The sequence below is a fragment of the Microbacterium sp. 22303 genome, from assembly GCF_052045265.1.
GTDB lineage: Bacteria > Actinomycetota > Actinomycetes > Actinomycetales > Microbacteriaceae > Microbacterium.
Genome location: NZ_JBQEOQ010000003.1, coordinates 317832 through 337877 on the forward strand (window position 1 = coordinate 317832; position 20046 = coordinate 337877).

Annotated in this window: 19 protein-coding genes and 2 riboswitches; of the genes, 12 read left to right on the forward strand and 7 right to left on the reverse strand. The window is 71.6% G+C overall.

What is annotated here, in order from left to right:
- Positions 1-29 precede the first annotated feature (29 nt).
- Genes hpaE through ACTJI8_RS10990 form a run of 4 tightly spaced genes read left to right on the forward strand, consistent with a single transcriptional unit; the run spans position 30 to position 4360 of the window.
- Complete coding sequence (hpaE, locus tag ACTJI8_RS10975) at positions 30-1586, forward strand: 5-carboxymethyl-2-hydroxymuconate semialdehyde dehydrogenase (RefSeq protein WP_440733476.1); 1557 nt, start codon at positions 30-32, stop codon at positions 1584-1586.
- Between the two features lie 37 nt (positions 1587-1623).
- The gene (hpaD, locus tag ACTJI8_RS10980) at positions 1624-2787 is read left to right on the forward strand and encodes a 3,4-dihydroxyphenylacetate 2,3-dioxygenase (protein WP_440733477.1); all 1164 of its coding nucleotides are present in this window, start codon (positions 1624-1626) and stop codon (positions 2785-2787) included.
- Positions 2784-3572 carry a 2-keto-4-pentenoate hydratase gene (locus ACTJI8_RS10985; RefSeq protein ID WP_440733478.1) on the forward strand — a complete coding sequence of 263 codons (789 nt, stop codon included), beginning with the start codon at positions 2784-2786 and terminating at the stop codon, positions 3570-3572. Before hpaD ends, ACTJI8_RS10985 begins: the two co-directional genes overlap by 4 nt.
- The gene (locus ACTJI8_RS10990; protein ID WP_440733479.1) at positions 3557-4360 is read left to right on the forward strand and encodes an HpcH/HpaI aldolase family protein; all 804 of its coding nucleotides are present in this window, start codon (positions 3557-3559) and stop codon (positions 4358-4360) included. Before ACTJI8_RS10985 ends, ACTJI8_RS10990 begins: the two co-directional genes overlap by 16 nt.
- A gap of 11 nt (positions 4361-4371) precedes the next feature.
- Here the strand turns inward: ACTJI8_RS10990 and ACTJI8_RS10995 are convergent, their stop codons facing one another.
- From ACTJI8_RS10995 to thiO, 4 genes are all read right to left on the reverse strand, one after another.
- Entirely contained in the window at positions 4372-5601 is a 1230-nt protein-coding gene (locus ACTJI8_RS10995) for a ThiF family adenylyltransferase (protein ID WP_440733480.1), read from the reverse strand.
- On the reverse strand, positions 5598-6338 hold the full coding sequence (locus ACTJI8_RS11000) for a thiazole synthase (protein WP_440733646.1): 741 nt from the start codon (positions 6336-6338) through the stop codon (positions 5598-5600). The genes ACTJI8_RS10995 and ACTJI8_RS11000 overlap by 4 nt, the downstream gene beginning before the upstream one ends.
- A 113-nt stretch (positions 6339-6451) precedes the next feature.
- Positions 6452-6712 carry a sulfur carrier protein ThiS gene (gene thiS, locus ACTJI8_RS11005; RefSeq protein WP_440733481.1) on the reverse strand — a complete coding sequence of 87 codons (261 nt, stop codon included), beginning with the start codon at positions 6710-6712 and terminating at the stop codon, positions 6452-6454.
- Between the two features lie 111 nt (positions 6713-6823).
- On the reverse strand, positions 6824-7969 hold the full coding sequence (gene thiO, locus ACTJI8_RS11010) for a glycine oxidase ThiO (RefSeq protein WP_440733482.1): 1146 nt from the start codon (positions 7967-7969) through the stop codon (positions 6824-6826).
- Positions 7963-8063: riboswitch (TPP riboswitch) on the reverse strand. It overlaps the preceding gene by 7 nt.
- Positions 8064-8156: 93 nt before the next feature.
- Here thiO and ACTJI8_RS11015 point away from each other — a divergent pair.
- On the forward strand, positions 8157-8888 hold the full coding sequence (locus ACTJI8_RS11015) for a DUF6882 domain-containing protein (RefSeq protein ID WP_440733483.1): 732 nt from the start codon (positions 8157-8159) through the stop codon (positions 8886-8888).
- A gap of 25 nt (positions 8889-8913) precedes the next feature.
- Positions 8914-10116, forward strand: coding sequence for a HupE/UreJ family protein (locus ACTJI8_RS11020; RefSeq protein ID WP_440733484.1), 1203 nt, complete (start codon positions 8914-8916; stop codon positions 10114-10116).
- A gap of 19 nt (positions 10117-10135) precedes the next feature.
- Here ACTJI8_RS11020 and ACTJI8_RS11025 read toward each other — a convergent pair whose 3' ends face one another.
- Complete coding sequence (locus ACTJI8_RS11025) at positions 10136-10615, reverse strand: DUF4188 domain-containing protein (protein ID WP_440733485.1); 480 nt, start codon at positions 10613-10615, stop codon at positions 10136-10138.
- Positions 10616-10678: 63 nt separating this feature from the next.
- Between ACTJI8_RS11025 and ACTJI8_RS11030 the strand changes: the two genes are divergently transcribed.
- Positions 10679-11266 (forward strand): TetR/AcrR family transcriptional regulator, encoded by a 588-nt coding sequence (locus ACTJI8_RS11030; RefSeq protein ID WP_440733486.1) that lies wholly within the window; start codon positions 10679-10681, stop codon positions 11264-11266.
- 129 nt (positions 11267-11395) lie between these two features.
- Positions 11396-11935, forward strand: a complete 540-nt coding sequence (locus tag ACTJI8_RS11035; RefSeq protein ID WP_440733487.1) for a hypothetical protein — start codon at positions 11396-11398, stop codon at positions 11933-11935.
- A gap of 84 nt (positions 11936-12019) precedes the next feature.
- On the opposite strand, the gene ACTJI8_RS11040 is transcribed toward ACTJI8_RS11035, so the two are convergent.
- Entirely contained in the window at positions 12020-12901 is an 882-nt protein-coding gene (locus tag ACTJI8_RS11040; protein ID WP_440733488.1) for a bifunctional methylenetetrahydrofolate dehydrogenase/methenyltetrahydrofolate cyclohydrolase, read from the reverse strand.
- Positions 12898-14172: a serine hydroxymethyltransferase gene (glyA, locus tag ACTJI8_RS11045; protein WP_440733489.1), complete on the reverse strand. Its 1275-nt coding sequence runs from the start codon at positions 14170-14172 to the stop codon at positions 12898-12900. The genes ACTJI8_RS11040 and glyA overlap by 4 nt, the downstream gene beginning before the upstream one ends.
- Positions 14173-14207: 35 nt before the next feature.
- A riboswitch (ZMP/ZTP riboswitch) is annotated at positions 14208-14290 on the reverse strand.
- 84 nt (positions 14291-14374) lie between these two features.
- Here glyA and ACTJI8_RS11050 point away from each other — a divergent pair.
- From ACTJI8_RS11050 to ACTJI8_RS11065, 4 genes are all read left to right on the forward strand, one after another.
- Entirely contained in the window at positions 14375-15952 is a 1578-nt protein-coding gene (locus ACTJI8_RS11050) for a beta-N-acetylhexosaminidase (RefSeq protein WP_440733490.1), read from the forward strand.
- On the forward strand, positions 15949-17124 hold the full coding sequence (gene nagA / locus ACTJI8_RS11055; RefSeq protein ID WP_440733491.1) for an N-acetylglucosamine-6-phosphate deacetylase: 1176 nt from the start codon (positions 15949-15951) through the stop codon (positions 17122-17124). The genes ACTJI8_RS11050 and nagA overlap by 4 nt, the downstream gene beginning before the upstream one ends.
- 463 nt (positions 17125-17587) lie before the next feature.
- Complete coding sequence (locus tag ACTJI8_RS11060; protein WP_440733492.1) at positions 17588-19633, forward strand: sigma-70 family RNA polymerase sigma factor; 2046 nt, start codon at positions 17588-17590, stop codon at positions 19631-19633.
- A gap of 10 nt (positions 19634-19643) precedes the next feature.
- Positions 19644-20045 (forward strand): YrdB family protein, encoded by a 402-nt coding sequence (locus ACTJI8_RS11065; RefSeq protein WP_440733493.1) that lies wholly within the window; start codon positions 19644-19646, stop codon positions 20043-20045.
- Position 20046 lies beyond the last annotated feature (1 nt).

Sequence of the window (20046 nt, forward strand, 5' to 3'; positions counted from 1 at the left end):
AGCCACCCGAACCACCCGGAAGGACGATGATGACCGACGCCTACGCCCCGGCAGATCTGCCGGAGAAGATCCAGCACTACATCGACGGCGAGTTCGTCGACTCCCTCGACGGCGACACCTTCGAGGTGCTCAACCCCGTCACCAACGAGACCTACGTGCACGCCGCCGCCGGCAAGAAGGCCGACATCGAGCGCGCCGTCGCCGCTGCCAAGCGCGCCTTCGACGAAGGCCCCTGGCCGCGCATGCTCCCCCGCGAGCGCTCGCGGGTGCTGCACCGGATCGCCGACATCGTCGAGTCCCGCGACGCGCGCCTCGCCGAGCTGGAGTCCTTCGACTCGGGCCTTCCGATCACCCAGGCGCTGGGCCAGGCCCGCCGTGCCGCCGAGAACTTCCGCTTCTTCGCCGACCTGATCGTCGCCCAGGCCGACGACGCGTTCAAGGTGCCCGGCAAGCAGATGAACTACGTCAACCGCAAGCCGATCGGCGTCGCGGGCCTCATCACGCCGTGGAACACCCCGTTCATGCTCGAGTCGTGGAAGCTCGGCCCTGCGCTCGCGACCGGCAACACGGTCGTGTTGAAGCCGGCCGAGTTCACGCCGCTGTCCGCCTCCCTGTGGGCGGGCATCTTCGAGGAGGCGGGGCTCCCCCAGGGCGTCTTCAACCTCGTCAACGGTCTCGGCGAGGATGCGGGCGACGCGCTCGTCAAGCACCCTGACGTGCCGCTCATCTCGTTCACCGGCGAGAGCCGCACCGGGCAGCTCATCTTCGGCAACGCCGCGCCGTTCCTGAAGGGCCTGTCCATGGAGCTCGGCGGCAAGAGTCCCGCCGTCGTGTTCGCCGATGCCGACCTCGACACCGCGATCGACGCCTGCATCTTCGGCGTGTTCTCGCTGAACGGCGAGCGGTGCACGGCCGGGTCCCGCATCATCGTGCAGCGCGACATCTACGACGAGTTCGTCGAGCGCTACGCCGCCCAGGCGAAGCGCGTCAAGGTCGGCCTGCCCCACGACCCGACCACCGAAGTGGGCGCTCTCGTGCACCCGGAGCATTACGAGAAGGTCATGAGCTACGTCGAGATCGGCAAGGGCGAGGGTCGCCTCGTCGCCGGTGGCGGACGCCCCGAGGGCTTCCCGACGGGCAACTACGTCGCCCCGACCGTGTTCGCCGATGTGTCTCCGGACGCCCGGATCTTCCAGGAGGAGATCTTCGGCCCGGTCGTCGCGATCACCCCCTTCGACACCGACGAGGAGGCGCTCGCGCTCGCGAACAACACGCGCTACGGCCTCGCCGCGTACATCTGGACCAACGACCTCAAGCGCGCGCACAACTTCGCGGGTGCCGTCGAGGCCGGCATGGTCTGGCTGAACTCGAACAACGTGCGCGACCTGCGCACGCCGTTCGGCGGTGTGAAGGCGTCGGGCCTCGGGCACGAAGGCGGCTACCGCTCGATCGACTTCTACACCGACCAGCAGAGCGTGCACATCACGCTCGGCGCCCCGCACAACCCGGTGTTCGGCAAGCAGGACCCTTCGACGGGCTCGGGGACGCCCGCCGAGCAGGATCTCGACGACCCGGATCCCCGCTGACCGGATCCCGAACCTCTCATCACGCAAGGACGCTGACATGACCAATCGTGCAGACATGACGCTCACCTCCTCGGGCTTCTTCACCAGCCAGGAGGCGCCCATCACGACCGACAACCCGGTCGCCACCCCCTCCTCCCCGCCGCCGGACGTGCTCCGCTGCGCGTACATGGAACTCGTCGTCACCGACCTGGCCGCGTCGCGGGTGTTCTACGTCGACGTGCTCGGGCTGTACGTGACCGAGGAGGACGACGAGGCGATCTACCTCCGCTCCACGGAGGAGTTCATCCACCACAACCTCGTGCTGCGCAAGGGCCCGGTCGCGGCGGTCGCCGCCTTCTCCTACCGTGTGCGGACGCCCGAGGACCTCGACCTCGCCGTCGCGTTCTACACCGAGCTCGGCTGCGACGTGCGCCGCTCGCCGTCCGGCTTCGTGAAGGGCATCGGCGACTCGGTGCGGGTCGTGGATCCGCTGGGCTTCCCGTACGAGTTCTTCTACCAGACCGACCACGTCGAGCGGATGAGCTGGCGCTACGACCTGCACATCCCGGGCGAGCTCGTGCGCCTGGACCACTTCAATCAGGTCACGCCCGACGTGCCGCGCGCCGTGAAGTACATGCAGGACCTCGGCTTCCGCGTCACGGAGGACATTCAGGACGACGCGGGCACGGTCTACGCCGCGTGGATGCGCCGCAAGCCCACCGTGCACGACACCGCCATGACCGGCGGTGATGGCCCGCGGATGCACCACGTGTGCTTCGCGACGCACGAGAAGCACAACATCCTCGCGATCTGCGACAAGCTCGGGGCGCTGCGCCGCTCCGATGCGATCGAGCGCGGTCCCGGCCGTCACGGCGTGTCGAACGCGTTCTACCTGTACCTGCGCGACCCCGACGGCCACCGCGTCGAGGTCTACACGCAGGACTACTACACGGGCGACCCGGACAACCCGGTCATCACGTGGGACGTGCACGACAACCAGCGCCGCGACTGGTGGGGCAACCCCGTCGTGCCGTCCTGGTACACCGACGCGTCGCTCGTGCTCGACCTGGACGGCAACCCGCAGCCGGTCGTCGCCCGCACCGACTCCAGCGAGATGGCCGTCACGATCGGCGCCGACGGGTTCAGCTACACCCGTCCCGCCGACGAGGAGGCCATGCCGGAGTGGAAGCAGGGCGAATACAAGCTCGGCCACCAGCTATGAGCCTGCCCGAATCCACCATCACCGCGCTCGCTGCAGAGCTCGCCGAGGCCGACCGCACGCACGGCGTGATCCCGCGGATCACGGCACGGCATCCGGAGGCGACGGTCGAGGACTCCTATGCGATCCAGGGCGTCTGGCGCGACGCGCAGGTGGCCGCGGGCCGCACGCTGGTCGGCCGCAAGATCGGGCTCACCTCGAAGGCGATGCAGCAGGCCACGGGCATCACCGAGCCCGACTACGGCGTCATGTTCGACGACACCGTGTACCCGTCCGGATCCGAGATCCCCGTCGATCACTTCTCGAATGTGCGCATCGAGGTGGAGCTCGCCTTCGTGCTCAAGCAGCCGCTGGAGGGTCCGGACTGCACGCTCGAGGACGCCCTCGCCGCGATCGACTACGCCGTCCCCGCGCTCGAGGTGCTGAACTCGCACATCGAGCTCGACGGCCGCACGATCGTCGACACGATCAGCGACAACGCCGCCTACGGTGCGATGGTGCTCGGAACCGTGCACAAGCGCCCCGACGAGATCGACCTGCGCTGGGTGCCCGGCGTGCTCTCGCGCAACGGCGAGATCGAGGAGACCGGCGTCGCCGCCGGAGTCCTGGGCCACCCCGCCACCGGCGTCGCCTGGCTGGCGAACAAGTTCCACCAGCACGGCGCGCGTCTGGAGGCAGGAGAGATCATCCTGGCAGGATCGTTCACGCGCCCGATGTGGGTGGCGCGCGGCGACGAGGTGCTGTGCGACTACGGACCGATGGGAACGATCGAATGCCGCTTCGTCTGAATCCGACCTTCCGCGAGCACCTGGCCTCCTCGGACCGCGCGCTGATCGGCATCTGGGCGTGCACCGGCAGTCCTCTCGTCACCGAGATCGCCGCCGGATCCGGACTGGACTGGCTGCTGATCGACGGAGAGCACTCGGCCAACACGCTCGACTCGCTCCAGACGCAGCTGCAGGCTGCTGCCGCCTACCCGATCACGCCGCTCGTGCGCGTGCCGTGGAACGACCCGGTGATCATCAAGCAGGTGCTCGACCTGGGCGCGCAGAACATCATCGTCCCCATGGTCTCCTCCGCCGATGAGGCCCGCGCCGCGGTCGCGGCCACCAGGTACCCGCCCGCGGGCGTCCGCGGCGTCGGATCCGCCCTGGCCCGCAGCGCCCGCTGGAACCGCGTCGCGGGCTACCTCGGCGACGCAGCGCAGCACGTGTCCCTGACCGTGCAGATCGAGACCACGGCGGGCGTGGACGCGGCCGCCGAGATCGCCGCCGTCGACGGCGTGGACGCCGTGTTCGTCGGCCCCTCGGATCTGGCGGCGTCGATGGGGCTGCTCGGACAGCAGACGCACCCCGACGTCGTCGCCGCGGTCGAGCACGTGTTCCGTGCGGTGGCCGCAGCCGGAAAGCCGGTCGGGGTGAACGCGTTCGACCCGGTCGCCGCCGATGCATACATCGCCGCGGGTGCCGCGTTCGTCGCCGTCGGGGCAGACGTGGCTCTGCTCGCCCGCGCCTCCGAGGCCCTCGCGACCCGCTTCCTCCCGGCCCCGGAGGCGGGCCCCGCCGCCAGCTACTGACCCGATCCGTTTCAAAGCGGAACGCCCCAGGCCGCCATACCGCCGGCGAGGTTGCGCAGCGGGGTGCCTTCCGGAGCGGTCGATCGCAGCGCGTCGATCGCACGGGCCGAGCGGATCCCGGACTGACAGGTGACGACGATGTCGCGTCCGTCCGCGGCGGCCTCGCCCAGCCCCGCGGCGAGCGCAGGCCAGCCGTCGGCGAGGATGCGGCCGAGCGGCACATGCAAGGATCCCGGGATCGACGCCGCCGCCCGCTCCGTGGACGTGCGCACGTCGACCACGACGAGACCGCCCGCCCCGGCGCGCAGGCGCACGCCCACCTCGCCCGCGGAGATGTCCTCGAGGCGATCCTCCGGCAGCGCCGCCGCCGCGCGACACGCATCTGCGACCGCCTCGAGCCCGGTCGCTCGCGGGCGGTCCGGATCCGCCGCGAAACGCAGCTCGTCCCATCTCGCAGTGAGCGCGTCGTACCGGGCGAGCCGTCCGACGAGCGGCTCGCCGATCCCGCAGACGAGCTTGAGGGCCTCCACGGCCATCGCCGATCCGACCACGCCGCAGAGCGCGCCGAACACGCCTCCGGTCGCGCAGTCGAGGGACTCGTCATCGGGAAGCTCGGGGAACAGATCCCGGAGCATCGGCCCGCGACCGGGCCAGAACACGCTCATCTGGCCGGCGAAGCGCAGGATCCCGGCCCACACCACGGGGGTGCCGGTGAGCTCCGCCGCGTCGTTGCAGAGGTACCGGGTGGCGAAGTTGTCGCTGCCGTCGAGCACGAGATCGTGCGCCGCGAAGAGCGCCAGCACATTGTCCGGACCGAGCCGTTCGACCCGTGCGACCACCTGCACCACGGCGTCCCGAGCCGCCACGGCTTCCCGCGCCGATTCGGCCTTGGGGCGACCGACATCGCTCTCGGTGTGCAGCACCTGTCGCTGCAGGTTGGTGCGCTCCACCCGGTCGTCGTCGACCACGGTGATCCGGCCGATGCCGGCCGCGGCGAGGTACTGGATCGCGGGGGCGCCCAATCCGCCGGCGCCGATCACCAGCACGCGGGCGGCGGCGATGCGGCGCTGCCCTTCCACGCCGACCCCCGGGAGGGCGAGGTGCCGGGCGAACCGCGCGGCCCGCGCCGGAGGCAATTCGGGGCCTGGCTCCACCAGGGGTGGCAGCGCAGCCGGCCCAACCGCATCAGCCGACCCGACCACATCGTCCGCGACGGCGGCGCCGACGGCGGCCGGCGTCACAGGTCCGCCTCCGACGGGCGGCGTGCGATGAGCCCCTCGGCGCCGGACGAGGCGAGGGCGAGCGGTCGCTTCGGGATCCGCCCCGCCGCGCGCGCCAGCCGCCCCGCCTCGACGGCGGCGCGCATCGCCCTCGCCATCGCCGCGGGGTCGTGCGCGCGGGTGACGGCGCTCGCGAGCAGCACCGCGTCCACGCCGAGCTCCATGGCCAACGCGGCGTCCGACGCGGTGCCGACCCCGGCGTCGAGCACGATCGGCACCCCCGCGCGGTCCACGATCGTCGCGATGTTGTGCGGGTTCAGGATGCCCAGACCGCTGCCGATCGGCGACCCGGCGGGCATCACCGCGGCGACGCCCACGTCTTCCAGACGGCGAGCCAGTGCGGGGTCGTCGTTCGTGTAGGCGAACACGCGGAAACCATCGGCGGCGAGCTCCTCCGCGGCCCGGAACAGCTCCACCGGATCCGGCAGCAGCGTCTCCTCGTCGGCGATCACCTCGAGCTTGACCCAATCGGTCTCGAGCGCGTCGCGGGCCAGCTGCGCGGTCAGCACGGCGTCGCGGGCGGTGTAGCAGCCGGCGGTGTTCGGCAGGGCGCGCACGCCCAGCCGCTCCAGCAGCGCGAACACGGAGTCGCGTCCCTCCGGGGAGAACCGGCGGATCGCGACGGTGGTGATCTCGGTGCCCGAGGCCAGGAGCGCCTGCTCCAGCAGTGCGAGGCTGGTCGCGCCTCCCGTCCCCATGATGAGACGGGAGGAGAACCGCTCCCCCGCGACGAGGAACGGATCCGTCTCCGCGGGCAGGTCCGCAGCGAGGTCGGGACGCGCGCGGGTGGTGTCGATCGCGGTCATGACGGTCAGCCGCCCTGCACCGCGGTGACGACCTCGACCTCGTCGCCATCGGCGAGAGTGCGCACGGACCAGCCGGTGCGAGGCACGACGGAGCCGGCGATCGCCGCGGCGACGCCGAGACGTCCGCCGTCGGCGCGCGCGCCGTCGGCGCGGAGCTCGCGCCCGGTGACCTGCGCCACCAGGTCGAGCAGAGACGATCCGGCCGCGACGGCACGCGGGGCGCCGTTCAGCCGGATCGTGGGGGCAATGGAGGTGTCGGTCATCATCGGCCTTTCTTCGGAGGATGCGGGATACGCGGGAGGGGACCTGCAGAGGCACCGGCGAGGCGCGGGGCGCCGAGTGCACGGCGAGGTCCGGGCGCACGACGGACGAGGTGTTCAGGCGACGCTGAGAGCAGAGGCGACGGTGGCATCCGCCACGCCGGTGCCGCCGAAGCGGAACGGATCCAGCGCCGCCGAGAAGGCCGGGGCGACATCTCGCCCTTCGACCAGGTCCGCACCGAGCTCAGCGGCCAACGGCGTCAGCAGCACGCCATGCCGGTCGAACCCGGTGGCGACGACCAGCCCGGGCGCGACACGGCCGAGCAGCGGCACCGCGTCGGGGCTGCCCGGGCGAGCCCGAGCGAGAACCTCGACGACCTCGCACTCCGCGATGCCGGGCACGATCCGCTCCGCGTCGCGCAGCAGCGCGAGCACGCCACCGGCCTGCACTCCCTCGACGCCGCCCTCGCGCACGGTGGCGCCGAGCACGAGCTCGCCGTCCTCGCGGGGCACGAGGTACACGGCGGAGCCCCGCACCAGCCCGCGGACCGTGTGGGTGAGCAGCGGGCGGATCCCGTCCGGCACCCGCAGGCGCAGGATGTCGCCCCACACCGGACGCAGCGGCAGCCGCGGCACTCCGCCGATCCGCGCCGCCCCCAGGCCCGCGGCCACGAGCACCTCGTCGGCGGGCGCCCGTTCGCCGGACGCGGATCGCACTCCGGTCGCACGCCCGGAGCCGGCCTCCCGTTCGACGGCGGCCACCGCCTCCAGACGCACCCGCGAGCCGAGCTCGGCGAGCAGCGCGGCAGTGACCCGGCGAGGGTCGACCTGATGGTCCTCGGAGACGAGCAGTCCCCCGGACACGGCCGGGGCGAGCGCGGGCTCGAGCTCCCGCGCCTCCGATCCGGTGATCCGCCGCACGGCGCCGCCACCCAGCGCGGCGAGCTCTGCGAGCGTCGCCCGGTCGGCGGCGTCGACGCCGAGCGCCAGAGTGGCGGTACGGCGGTGGCCCGTGCCGAGCCCGGTGCGCTCCTCGAGTGCGCTGACGAAGGCCGGGTAGCGCGCCGCCGCCTCTGCCAGCAGCGGATGCAGGACGTCCTGGCCCCAGGTGAGCTCGGTGGTCGGAGCGAGCATTCCCGCGGCGGCGCGGCTCGCCCCCGCGGCGGGGAGAGGGTCGAACACGGTCACCTCGTGACCGCGGCGAAGCAGTTCGGAAGCGCTGGCGAGGCCGATGATCCCGGCGCCGACGACGATGATGCGCATGGCTGTGCCCTTTCCTACGACGGTATGACCCGTATCAGGTTCAGCGGTCGGCACGTGGCCCTCTCAGCCCCTCTGGGCTCCCGCGGACCCCTCCACCCTAGGGGGTCGTGACGACGGTGATGCACCGATGCCGCCTCCGTGACGGCGCGACTGGCGCATTCATAGGCCTGCGCGGCAGGATGAGGGCATGACGTTCCCCGCCCTCGCGCCCCTCGCCGACCGCGCCGCGCTGTTCGCCGCCCTCCGCCAGGACCAGCTGGTCACCGCGACCGCCGCCCTGGGCGAGCACCGCTGGGACGTCGACCTTGCAGCGGGCACCCTCACCTTCACGTCGGAGACCGATCCGAGCCGCCAGCTCGTCGCGCGGGCATCGCTCGTCGCCACGATCGCCCCGGGACCCCGTTCGCTGATGTGGGCCTGGGCGCACCCGCAGGGCGGATCCGATCCGTCCGTCGCCGGCCTCCGCGACTACGGCACGACCTATTCGATCGATGCGCTGTCCAATCCGGAGCTGCCGTTCCCGGCCGAGATCGACGCGGACCTGGACGGCTGGATCGCCGGCGCCGCGCATCAGGTCGGCGCGATCGCCGAGGAGATCACCGGACGCTCGCCGTACTACTCCGCCCCGGTCGGCAGCGGCACGCGCGCCGTGTTCCTGCTGGACGCAGCCCTTCCGCCGCTCACGGTCGCCGACGCCGTCGTCGCCCTGCCTCGGATCCTGTCCGAGCTGACGCTCTCCGACGCGCGCTCCTCCGTGTGGGATCTGGCCCGGCTCGCCGGCTGGAACATGCAGTGGGCCGATGAGGCGTACTCGGCGGCGGTCGTCAGCGATGCGAGCGGCAGCGCCACGTTCCGCTTCGACGAGTACGCCCGGATCGCGGGCATCGAGTCGCAGCTCGGGCAGGCCCCGCAGGCCTGATCCGGGCGCTGCGAAGCACCCGGAGATGCGTTCGGCCTCGCGCGTCGCGGTGGCCCTCGCGGTCACCGTCGCCGCGCTGCTGCTGTCCGCCGCCCCGGCCTGGGCGCATGTGACAACGGTCGCGTATGCCGACCTCACCGCGACCGGCCCGAGCGATGTCCGGGTCGAGTTCGACCTCCAGTACGAGCTGCTCAGCGCGTCCGCCGCCAAGGCGCAGGACGACCCCGCGCTCTTCGCCACTGCCGTCGAGCACCCTCGGCCGGGCGCGGAGAACCAGGTGCTCGCCGACCACGCCGCCGCCATCCTCGCGTACACCACGAAACGATTCACCGTTGCGGTCGACGGCGGCTCGGTCTGTGCACCGCATCCTGACGTCCCCGCGGTGTTCCACACCAGGGACGCGACCGATTACGCCCGTTTCGGGATCCGCTATGCGTGCGCGGCCGGCCACGGCGGCGCGTTGGTCGTGCACAGCACGCTGTTCCCCGACGCCGAGGGCATGGTCAGGGACACCAAGACGATCGTGACGTACGCGATCGACGGCCGCAGCGGCAGCGCCGCCCTCGACGCCGCGCACCCGCAGTTCTCGACGGCGCAGCCCTGGACCGCGCGCTTCGCCGAGTTCTTCCTGCTCGGCGCCGAGCACCTGCTGACCGGGATCGACCACATCCTGTTCCTCATCGCGCTCATCATCAGCTCGCGCCGGCTGCGCGACGTGGTCCTCGCCGCGACCTGCTTCACCCTCGCGCACTCGATCACGCTGCTGCTCGCCGCGCTCGGGCTCGTGCACATCGGTGCGAATCTGGTCGAGCCCGCCATCGCGCTGTCGATCGCCGCCGTCGCGGGCTGGCATCTCTGGGAGGAGCGGCTCCGACGCGCGGCGCGACGACGAGGCGAGCCGGCGCCGCCGCCGTCCCGCTCGGCCTCGCTCGTGCGACTCGGGATCGTGTTCGGTTTCGGCCTCGTGCACGGGCTCGGCTTCGCGACCGCGCTGAAGATCGACGAGCCGTGGTCCTGGACGCTGCTGTGGTCGCTGCTCGTGTTCAACCTGGGCATCGAGGCGGTGCAGCTGGCCGTCATCCTCGTGGTCTTCCCGCCGCTCCTGCTGCTGCGCCGCCGCATGCCCCGCACGGCGACCGTGCTGGGCATCGTCGTCACCGCCGTGGTGCTCCTGTTCGGCCTGCTCTGGTTCGCGATGCGGGTCCTCGGCCTGCCGGGAACCCCCTGAGCCGCCGAGGGCGACGCCGTCAGCGGCCGAGCCGCTGACGCGCTGTGTTCCTCCCCGCACCGACGGGCCCGTGGGCCGTGGCCGCGGCGAGCCCGAAGAGCGGCATGTCGGCGTAGATCGCCTCCATCTCCCCCGCCGGGACCTGGTAGGTCTCGTGCCAGACCCCGACACTGCCGGATCCGAGCAGCGTGCGCATGAAGTCGCGCCAGGGCTGCAGGTGCGGAGCGTCGCGATCCGCGGCGAAGCGCTGCAGGTGCTCCGGGCTCTCCCAGTACGAGAGCAGGATCGTCGTACGGCCCAGCCAGCTCTCGCAGCCGAGCATGCCTGTCTCCGGATGCTGCGCGAGATGGCGGAGCATCTTCGGCATCTGCCGCGCCACGCGCTGCACGCGGCCCAGCTGCCACCACTTGTTCGCACGCATCCCGATCACGAAGACCGTGATGTCACTGCGATCCACGACGGCCGTGTACCGGCCGGGAAAGACCTGCCGACCCATCATCGCTCCTTTCGAACGTTGTTATAGAACGTCGTTACAGAACGACGTTACGGTAGAGTCGCGTCCATGGCAAGACCCATCACCCACGATGCGAACCTGCGTTCCCGGCTCATCGAGGTCGCCTCGGCGATGATCGACCGCGACGGGCCTGAGCGCTTCTCCGTGCGCGAGGCGGCGCTCAGCGCAGAGACCTCGACCTCCGCCGTCTACACCTTGTTCGGCAGCAAGGCGGACCTGATCACCGCCGTGATCGCGGACTCGTTCGCGTCGTTCGCGCAGGCGCAGCACGAAGCGGAGGCCGGCGGCCTGCGAGCCCTCGGCGAGGCGTATCGGGCCTGGGCGCTGCAGCACCCCGATCGCTACCGGCTCATGTTCAGCGGCGCGATCGCCGGGGCCGCCCACGGCGCGACGGACGGCGGCAGCGGTCCGGACCCGGATCCGGAGCTGGACGCCCTCCTTCCCCTCGCACGCACGCTCACGGGGGTCGGCCGTGTCGATGAGGGGGTCGATCTGCGCAGCACTCTCGCGGTGTGGGCGCAGGTGCACGGTGCGGTCAGTCTCGAACTGGCCGGCGTCGCACCGCCGTGGATCGACGCCGACGCCGTCTACGCGTCCGTGCTCGACACGATCGCCGCGGTGCACCCGGGGCGCTGACGCACTCGCGCCGAGCCGGCCGGGCCGGGCCGCCCGAAACCGGCTGAGCAGAGCCGGGCATCCGCCCCACCCCTGCCCATCCGACCCGCGCAGCGGGCCCCGGACCCGATTCCGTGACAGTCTGGACGCATGAGGAATCTGATCGTGCGGTTCGCGTCGCTCTACGTCTTCAACGTGGTCGTGCTGCTCGTCATCGGGTGGCTGACACCCGCCAGAGTCGGCCTGCATGCGCTCTGGGCATCGGTGATCCTGACCCTGGCGGCACTCTTCCTCAAGCCGCTGCTGCAGAGGGTCGCGTCGTCGATGTCCGCCGGCGGCACCAAGGTCGTGCAGTACCTGGCCGTATTCGTGGTCGAGTTCGTCATCTGGCTGCTCACCGTCTGGCTGAGCGGCGTGCGCGCAGGCAACGTCTGGGGCTGGATCCTGCCGCCGCTGATCCTTCTGGTCGGCTGGGTGGTCTACGACCAGGTCGACGATGCACTGACACGCAAGACCGGCGAGCTGTATGACGCCGCCGGGGCGAAGATCGCCGGATCCCGCTCCGCATCCGCGTCCGAGACGGCTTCGGCTCCCTCCGCCGCGTCCTCCCAGGCGACCGCGGCGGCACGCGGGGAGCTCCAGGACGGCCTCACGCCCGAGCAGCGCCGCATGCTCGACGAGCTCGGCTGAGCCCGCGACCCGCAGACGGAACGGGCGGATCCGACCTGTCGTCGGATCCGCCCGTTCGTCGTCGGTGCGCGTGCGCCGGGGCGCTCAGCCCGCGGTGCGCTCCGCCGCCTCGACCACGTTCGTCATGAGCAGGGCGACCGTCATCGGGCCGACCCCGCCGGGGTTCGGCGAGATCCAGCCGGCCACCTCGGCGACCGCGGGCTCCACGTCTCCGTAGACCTTGTTCTTGCCGGTCTCCGGATCCGTCTCGCGCGTCACGCCCACGTCGAGCACCGCGGCGCCCGGCTTGACGTCTTCCGCCCGGATGAGGTGCTTGACTCCGGCGCCCGCGACGATCACGTCCGCCTCGCGCAGGTACGGCGACATGTCCGGCGTGCCCGTGTGCACCTGGGTGACGGTGGCGTTGATGTCGCGACGCGTGAGCAGCAGCCCCATCGGACGCCCGATCGTGACGCCACGGCCGACGACCACCACATGCTTGCCCTTGAGGTCGTAGTCGTTGCGCAGCAGCAGCTCGATCACGCCGCGCGGCGTGCACGGCAGTGGCGTGCGGATGGGCGCGTTCACGTTGAGCACGAGCCGGCCGAGGTTCGTCGGGTGCAGCCCGTCGGCGTCCTTGGCCGGGTCGATCCGCTCCAGGATCGCGTCGGTGTCGAGGTGCTTCGGCAGGGGCAGCTGCACGATGTAGCCGTGGCAGGACGGATCCGCGTTGAGCTCATCGATGACGGCCTCGACCTCGGCCTGCGTGGCGTCGGCGGGCAGCTCGCGCTGGATCGAGTTCATCCCGATCGCCTCGGACTGCTTGTGCTTCATCCCCACGTACAGCTGCGAGGCCGGGTCGGCCCCGACCAGCACCGTGCCGATGCCGGGAACGATGCCGCGCTCCGCGAGCGCGGCGACCCGCTCGGCCAGCTCCGCCTTGATCTCGGCCGAGGCCGCCTTGCCGTCGAGGATCCGAGCCGTCACTGCACGAGGTCCGGGTAGAGCGGGAAGGCGCCGGCGAGCGCGTCCACGCGGGCGCGCAGCGACTCGACGTCGGCGCCCGGCTGCAGCGCGAGCGCGATCACGTCGGCGACCTCGGTGAACTCGGCGTCGCCGAAGCCGCGGGTCGCGAGCGCGGGCGTGCCGATGCGCAGGCCCGAGGTGACCATCGGCGGACGCGGGTCGTTCGGGACGGCGTTGCGGTTCACCGTGATGTGGATGTCGTGCAGCAGATCCTCGGCCTGCTTGCCGTCGATCTCGGCGTCGCGCAGGTCGACCAGCACGAGGTGCACGTCGGTTCCGCCTGAGCGGACAGCGATGCCCGCGTCCTTCACATCCTGCTGCGAGAGGCGGTCGGCGATGATCGCCGCGCCCCGCAGCACGCGCTCCTGGCGCTCCTTGAACTCCGGGGTGCCGGCGATCTTGAACGCGGTCGCCTTCGCGGCGATCACGTGCATGAGCGGGCCGCCCTGCTGGCCCGGGAAGACAGCGGAGTTGATCTTCTTGGCGATGTCGGCGTCGTTCGTGAGGATGAAGCCCGAGCGGGGGCCGCCGATGGTCTTGTGCACCGTCGAGGAGACGACGTGCGCGTGCGGCACCGGGTTCGGGTGCAGGCCCGCAGCGACGAGTCCGGCGAAGTGCGCCATGTCCACCCAGAGCAGCGCGCCCACCTCGTCGGCGATCTCGCGGAATGCGGCGAAGTCGAGGGTGCGCGGGTAGGCCGACCAGCCCGCGATGATGACCTTGGGCTTGTGCTCGATGGCGAGACGGCGCACCTCGTCCATGTCGATGGTCGAGGTCTCGGGGTTCACGCCGTAGGCGACGATGTCGTAGAGACGCCCGGAGAAGTTGATCTTCATGCCGTGCGTGAGGTGGCCGCCCTGGTCCAGGGACAGGCCGAGCAGGGTGTCGCCGGGGCGGGCGATCGCGTGCAGCACGGCGGCGTTCGCGGTCGCACCGGAGTGCGGCTGGACGTTGGCGAACTCGGCGCCGAACAGCTCCTTCGCACGGGCGATCGCGAGCTCCTCGGCGACGTCGACCTCCTCGCAGCCGCCGTAGTAGCGGCGGCCCGGGTAGCCTTCGGCGTACTTGTTGGTGAGGACGGATCCCTGCGACTGCAGGACGGAGACGGGGACGAAGTTCTCCGAGGCGATCATCTCGAGGAAGGTCTGCTGACGCTTCAGCTCACGGTCGAGGACCTGGGCGATCTCGGGGTCCACCTCGGAAAGAGGCGCATTGAAGAAACGGTCGGTCATGGCATGCTCCTTTGACGGTTGCGAAGAGAGGGGTGCTCATCGGCCCAGGCGCGCGGTCGAATCCATGACGGTCGCTCCCCGGTGGTGACCCACCCAGACGCCAGTCGCGACATCGACGAGCCTACCGGATCGGGATGAGGATCCGGAGGGCGATGACGACGCCCGTCCGTGCGGCACGCCGTGCGCACGGTAGGTTTTGTTCATGGTCCTGCATGATGCACCGTCGCTCATCCCGTTCCCCTCCTCCGTGCGCCTGGGCGAAGGATCCGTCCCGCTCGGATCCGTGCGCCTCGACGGCGACCCCGAAGCGGTCGCGCTTCTGCGTGCCGAACTCGGCGCGCTCCTCGGCGCCGATGCGGTGGACGACAGCGGCGGCATGCGGATCACGCTCGGGATCGACCCCGCCCAAGGCTCCGCGGAGGGTTACACGCTTGATGCCGGCGCCGACGGGATCCGCGTCACGGGGCACGACGCCACCGGTCTCTTCTACGGCACCCGCACCCTCCTGCAGCTGCTGCGCCGCGGAGAGCGCGCCGGCTGGTCCGTGCCGGAGATCCGCATCGAGGACGCTCCGCGCTTCCGCTACCGCGGCGTCATGCTCGACGTCGCGCGCCACTTCTTCTCGGTCGCCGACGTCGAGCGCTGGATCGACCGCGCGGCCTCGCTCAAGTACAACCACCTCCACCTGCACCTCACCGACGACCAGGGCTGGCGCATCGAGATCGAGTCCTGGCCGCTGCTCGCCGAGCGCGGCGGAGCCGGCGAGGTCGGCGGAGGCGCCGGCGGGTTCTACACCCAGCACCAGTACCGCGAGATCGTCGCCTACGCCGCGGCGCGCCACATGATCGTGGTGCCGGAGATCGACCTGCCGGGGCACACCCATGCGGTCGGGGTCGCCTATCCGGAGCTGGTCGCGCTGCCCTCCCTCAGCGACAAGACGATCACCGAATCGACCGCGCTGAACCAGTCCCTCCCGGTGCACGGCGAGCCGTACACCGGCTGGGCCGTCGGGCATTCCTCGGTGCAGATCCACGACGAGAGCACGTACGCCTTCATCACCGACGTGCTCACCGAAGTCGCCGCCCTCACGCCCGGACCGTACCTGCACATCGGCGGCGATGAGTGCCTCGGAACCTCATCCGAGGACTTCGCACTGTTCTTCGAGCGGGTCAGCCGGATCGCCGCGGCCACGGGCAAGACTCCCATCGCCTGGCACGAGGCCGGCGCCGTCGACGACCTCGCCGAGGGCACGCTCGGGCAGTACTGGGCGGGCGCCGTCCCCGAGGGCGCGCACGGAGAGCATGCCGCGCATTTCGCCCAGCGCGGTGGCGCCCTGATCCTGTCCCCCTCCGACCGGGCGTACCTCGACATGAAGCCGCACGCCGGCTTCCCGCTCGGCCTTGCCTGGGCCGGTGTGGTGCCGCTGCGCACCGCCTACGACTGGGAGCCGACCGCGGTCCTCGACGATGTGCCCGCCGATGCGATCCTCGGCGTCGAGGCGCCGCTGTGGACCGAGACCGTGTCGAGCCTCGCCGATGCCGACCGCCTCGCCTTCCCGCGCATCGCCGCGCAGGCGGAGATCGGATGGTCGGCGCAGAATGGACCGGAGCGATCCTGGCCCTCGTTCCGGGCCAGGCTCGCGCGGCTGATCCCCGTGTGGGAGTCTTCGGGCATCGCCGTCGACCGCACCGCGCTGGACGACGAGACCACTCCGGAGCCGGGCGGCATCCCGCAGCCCGTCACCGCCGCATTCGCCCCGAGCTTCGAGGAGACCGCATGACCGCCCGCACCGAGAGTTCCGCACGGGGATCCCTCGTCATCCACTCCGCCCGTATCGTCTCCGGCGGATCGATCGTCGAGGACGGCTGGGTGCGGTTCGAGGACGGGTCCGTCGCAGCGCGCGGCACCGGATCCGACTGGGTGCCGGCGGACATCGTCGTGGACGCACGCGAGACGGCGGGCCACGGCGCGATCCTCACCCCCGGCTTCGTCGACATCCACGGGCACGGCGGCGCCAACGCGGCCTTCGACGACGGCGTGGACGCGATCCGCACCGCCCGCGCGATGCACCGCACGCACGGCACGACGCGCGCCGTCGTCTCGCTGATCACCGCGACCCTCGACGAGCTGGGCGCCCGTGTCGGCATGGTCGCCGACCTCATGCAGACCGACCACGATCTGCTCGGTTCGCATCTGGAGGGCCCGTTCCTCGACCCCGGGCACATGGGCGCCCACGATCCGGCGCTGCTGCGTGCTCCTGCCGCGGCCGACGTGCAGCGTCTGCTCGACGCCGGCCGCGGCACGGTCCGCCAGGTCACTCTGGCTCCCGAGCTCGAGGGCGGCCTGGAGGCGATCCGCCTCGTCGTCGCCGCGGGCGCCGCGGCCGCGGTCGGTCACACCGACGCCGACGACGACACGATGCGCGCCGCATTCGACGCCGGCGCGACGATCCTCACCCATGCGTTCAACGCCATGCGTCCGGTGCACCACCGCAATCCCGGGCCGGTGCTCACCGCCGCGCGCGACGAGCGCGTCACGCTGGAGGCGATCGCCGACAACATCCACCTGCACCCGCACATCATCAAGCTCGTGTTCGACGAGGCGCCGGGACGGGTCGCGCTGGTCACGGATGCGATGGCGGCAGCCGGATCCGCGGACGGCGACTACATGCTGGGCTCGCTGCACGTCACCGTGCTCGACGGCGTGGCGAGGGTGGACAGCGGCTCGATCGCCGGCTCCACGCTCACGCAGGACGTGGCGCTGCGCCGCGCCGTGGAGGCCGGCGTGCCGCTCGCCGACGCCGTGCTCGCGCTGACCCGTACGCCCGCGCGTGCCATCGGCGTCGCAGACGAGCTGGGCGAGCTCGAGCCCGGGCAGCTCGCGGACGCGGTGCTGCTGGCCGCCGGACTCGACGTGGCGACCGTGTGGACCGGCGCGCCGCTGCGGCGCTGACCGCGAGGCCGTCGATCAGGGCGGGGCCGCCGTTCCCCAGCGGCAGCCCCCTCCCGTGATCCCCCAGATCCTCTGGTACCCGATCAGAGGTCCCCGTGTCAGAGCGGGTCGGCCCGGAACTCCTCCCCCGAGGTGCCGGGCCGACCCCGCCGACGGATCCCCATCCGCCGGAGCCTGTGCTCGCCGCCCCCCGGTGGCCCACTCAGACTGTCTCTGACTGGAGAGATGGGGATGGCGCGGATCCATTACGCGACTTCGCAAGATTTCTTCAGAAAAGTTCTGACACGCTGTCTCACGCGCCTCGGCACCGAGTCCGACGCGCGAGGCCCCTGACGAGGACCGGCTATTTCGTTCGCACCCTGGCGTGTTCGCCCTTCAGGGTGAAGAATGGATATTCCGCGTGATGAGAACCTGGGGTCTGCGTCTCTTCTGATGAGAACGCTTCCGACCTGAGAACCGAGAGATGACCGACTACACCGTTTCACCGAACGATGCCGCGCCCGAATCGGCGCGCAGCGATGCCGACCTCGTGCTGCGCAGCCGCTCGGGCGATGCCGGCGCCTACGCCGAGCTGTGGCGTCGGCACTACGCATCGGGCATCTCGGTGGCACGGTCCATCACGAGCACGTTCGACGCGGACGACCTCGTGCAGGAGGCCTTCGCCCGGATCTATCAGGCCATCCAGAAGGGCGGAGGCCCCGTCGGGTCCTTCCGCGCCTATCTGTTCACCAGCATCCGCAACACCGCGGCCGGCTGGGGCCGCGCACGGCGCGAGGCTCCGATCGATGAGCTCGACACCGTCGCGGATCCCTCCTCGACAGAGCAGGCCGCGAACGACGCCCTCGACCACAGCCTCTCCGCCAAGGCCTTCCGCAGCCTCCCTTCGCGCTGGCAGGAGGTGCTCTGGTACTCCGAGATCGAGCAGATGAAGCCGGCCGAGATCGCGCCGCTGATCGGCATGACGGCCGGAGCTACCGCGCAGCTCGCCTTCCGGGCGCGTGAGGGTCTGCGCGAGGCATGGATCCAGGCCCATCTGAGCACCGCCGAGGCCGGTTCCGTCTGCGAGTGGACCATCGAGCGCCTCGGCGCCTATTCGCGCGGCAATCTCGGGGCACGCGACCGCGGCAAGCTGGAGAATCATCTCGGCGAGTGCGCACGCTGCCTGATCGTCGCCGCCGAGGCCAAGGAGGTCTCGCACCGCCTCGCGTTCGTGCTGCTGCCGCTGGTGCTCGGCATCGGCGGGTCCGGCGCCTACCTCGCGATGCTGCAGAGCGGATCCGCTCCGGTCGTCGCCCTTGCCGCGATGCCCTCGAGCGTCGTGCAGGGCGCCGTCGTCGCCGGGTCCGCCGGTGCCGGCGCGACGGGTGTCGGCGCGGCTCACGGCGCGGCCGCGGCAGGGGGGACCTCGGCGGCCTCGGGCGGCGGATCCGGCACATCCGGCGGCGCCATGGCAGGGTTCGGCGCGCTCGTCGGCGCGGGCTCTGCTGCGCTCGTGATCGCCGGCGCGATCGTCGCCGCGGCCGTGGTGCCGGGTCTGACCGCGCACCCCGCTTCCACCTCGGCGCCCTCCGCCGCGGATCAGAGCGAGTCCGGCATCGTCGCTCAGGTGTCGCCGCCGTCGACAGCCCCCGCCACTCAGCCAGACCCCGCCCCGGCCCCCGACCCCGCGCCGCGACCGGACAAGCCGAAGACGATCGTGAACGTCCCGGTCGACGTCCCTCAGAGCGAACCCGCGAGCAACGCCGCCCCTGTCGTACCGCCGGTGGATCCTGCTCCGCCGGGCCCCGGCACGGATCCGGGAACGGATCCCGGCACAGATCCGGGAACAGATCCCGGCACAGATCCGGGAACAGATCCCGGCACAGATCCGGGAACGGATCCCGGCACAGATCCGGGGACAGACCCCGGGACCGGCCCCTCGTTCTCGTGGGGCAAGGCGACCTTCTCGGTCGACGGGAAGCTGCACACGCACGTCTTGATCCCGATCACGGGCACGCCCGGCACGACCATCCAGGTCTGGATCAAGGGACGGCCCGCACGAGGCGACGAGCTCGTGCTCGATGCCGACGGGACCGGTACGGCCGACATTCGTCCGAACGCCGCCGAGATCCTCCTGAATGCCGCCGTGAAGCTGCGCGCCATGGAGGCCGGGACACCGGGAGCGTGGCGAACGACGTCCCTGGCCGAACTGGCCGTGACCGGTTCGATCCCTGACCCGACCGTCACTCCGAGCGTGCCCCCAGCAACCCCTGCGACGACGCCTCCTCCTGCCGCCCCAGCGCCCTCCCCGGCGCCCGCGGCGCCTACCGAGCCCGCGCCGACTCCGGCCGCGACCACTGCTGCACCCGCCGAGCCTGCCGTTCCCGTCGTTCCCGCTCCGGTTCAGGATGCGACCGTGGCCGCCGATCCCGCGACCGCCGCTACGACGAACGCACCGGTGACGCCGTCCCCGTCCGAGCCTGCTCCCCCGCTCGCACCCACCACGGTCCTGCCCACGCCCGGCGCGTAGACTTGTCGGCATGTCCGCCGACACCCCCACCCAGACCTCCGGAACGGCCACCCCGCTTCCCCTGCAGCAGGGTGTGCTCCCCCGCGCGACCGCGCTCGACATCGTGCGCGTGATCGTCCTGGTCGCCGCGCTCGCGTCGCTCGTGCTGTGGGGCCTCGCCGCGTGGACCCTGCCGTGGAACATCGTCGCCGCGATCGGCGCGCCGGTAATCACGCTGCTGCTGTGGGCGCTGTTCCTCTCGCCGCGCCCGGTGCTGGTCGTGCACCCGTTCGTGCGCGCCGCCGTCGAACTCCTCCTCTACGCCGCTGTGACCGTCGCCTGGTGGACGATGGGACAGGCCTGGATCGGACTCGGCTTCGCCGTCGTCGCGGTCGCCACGGGACTCATGGCCGGCCGCCGCGCCCTGTCCTGAG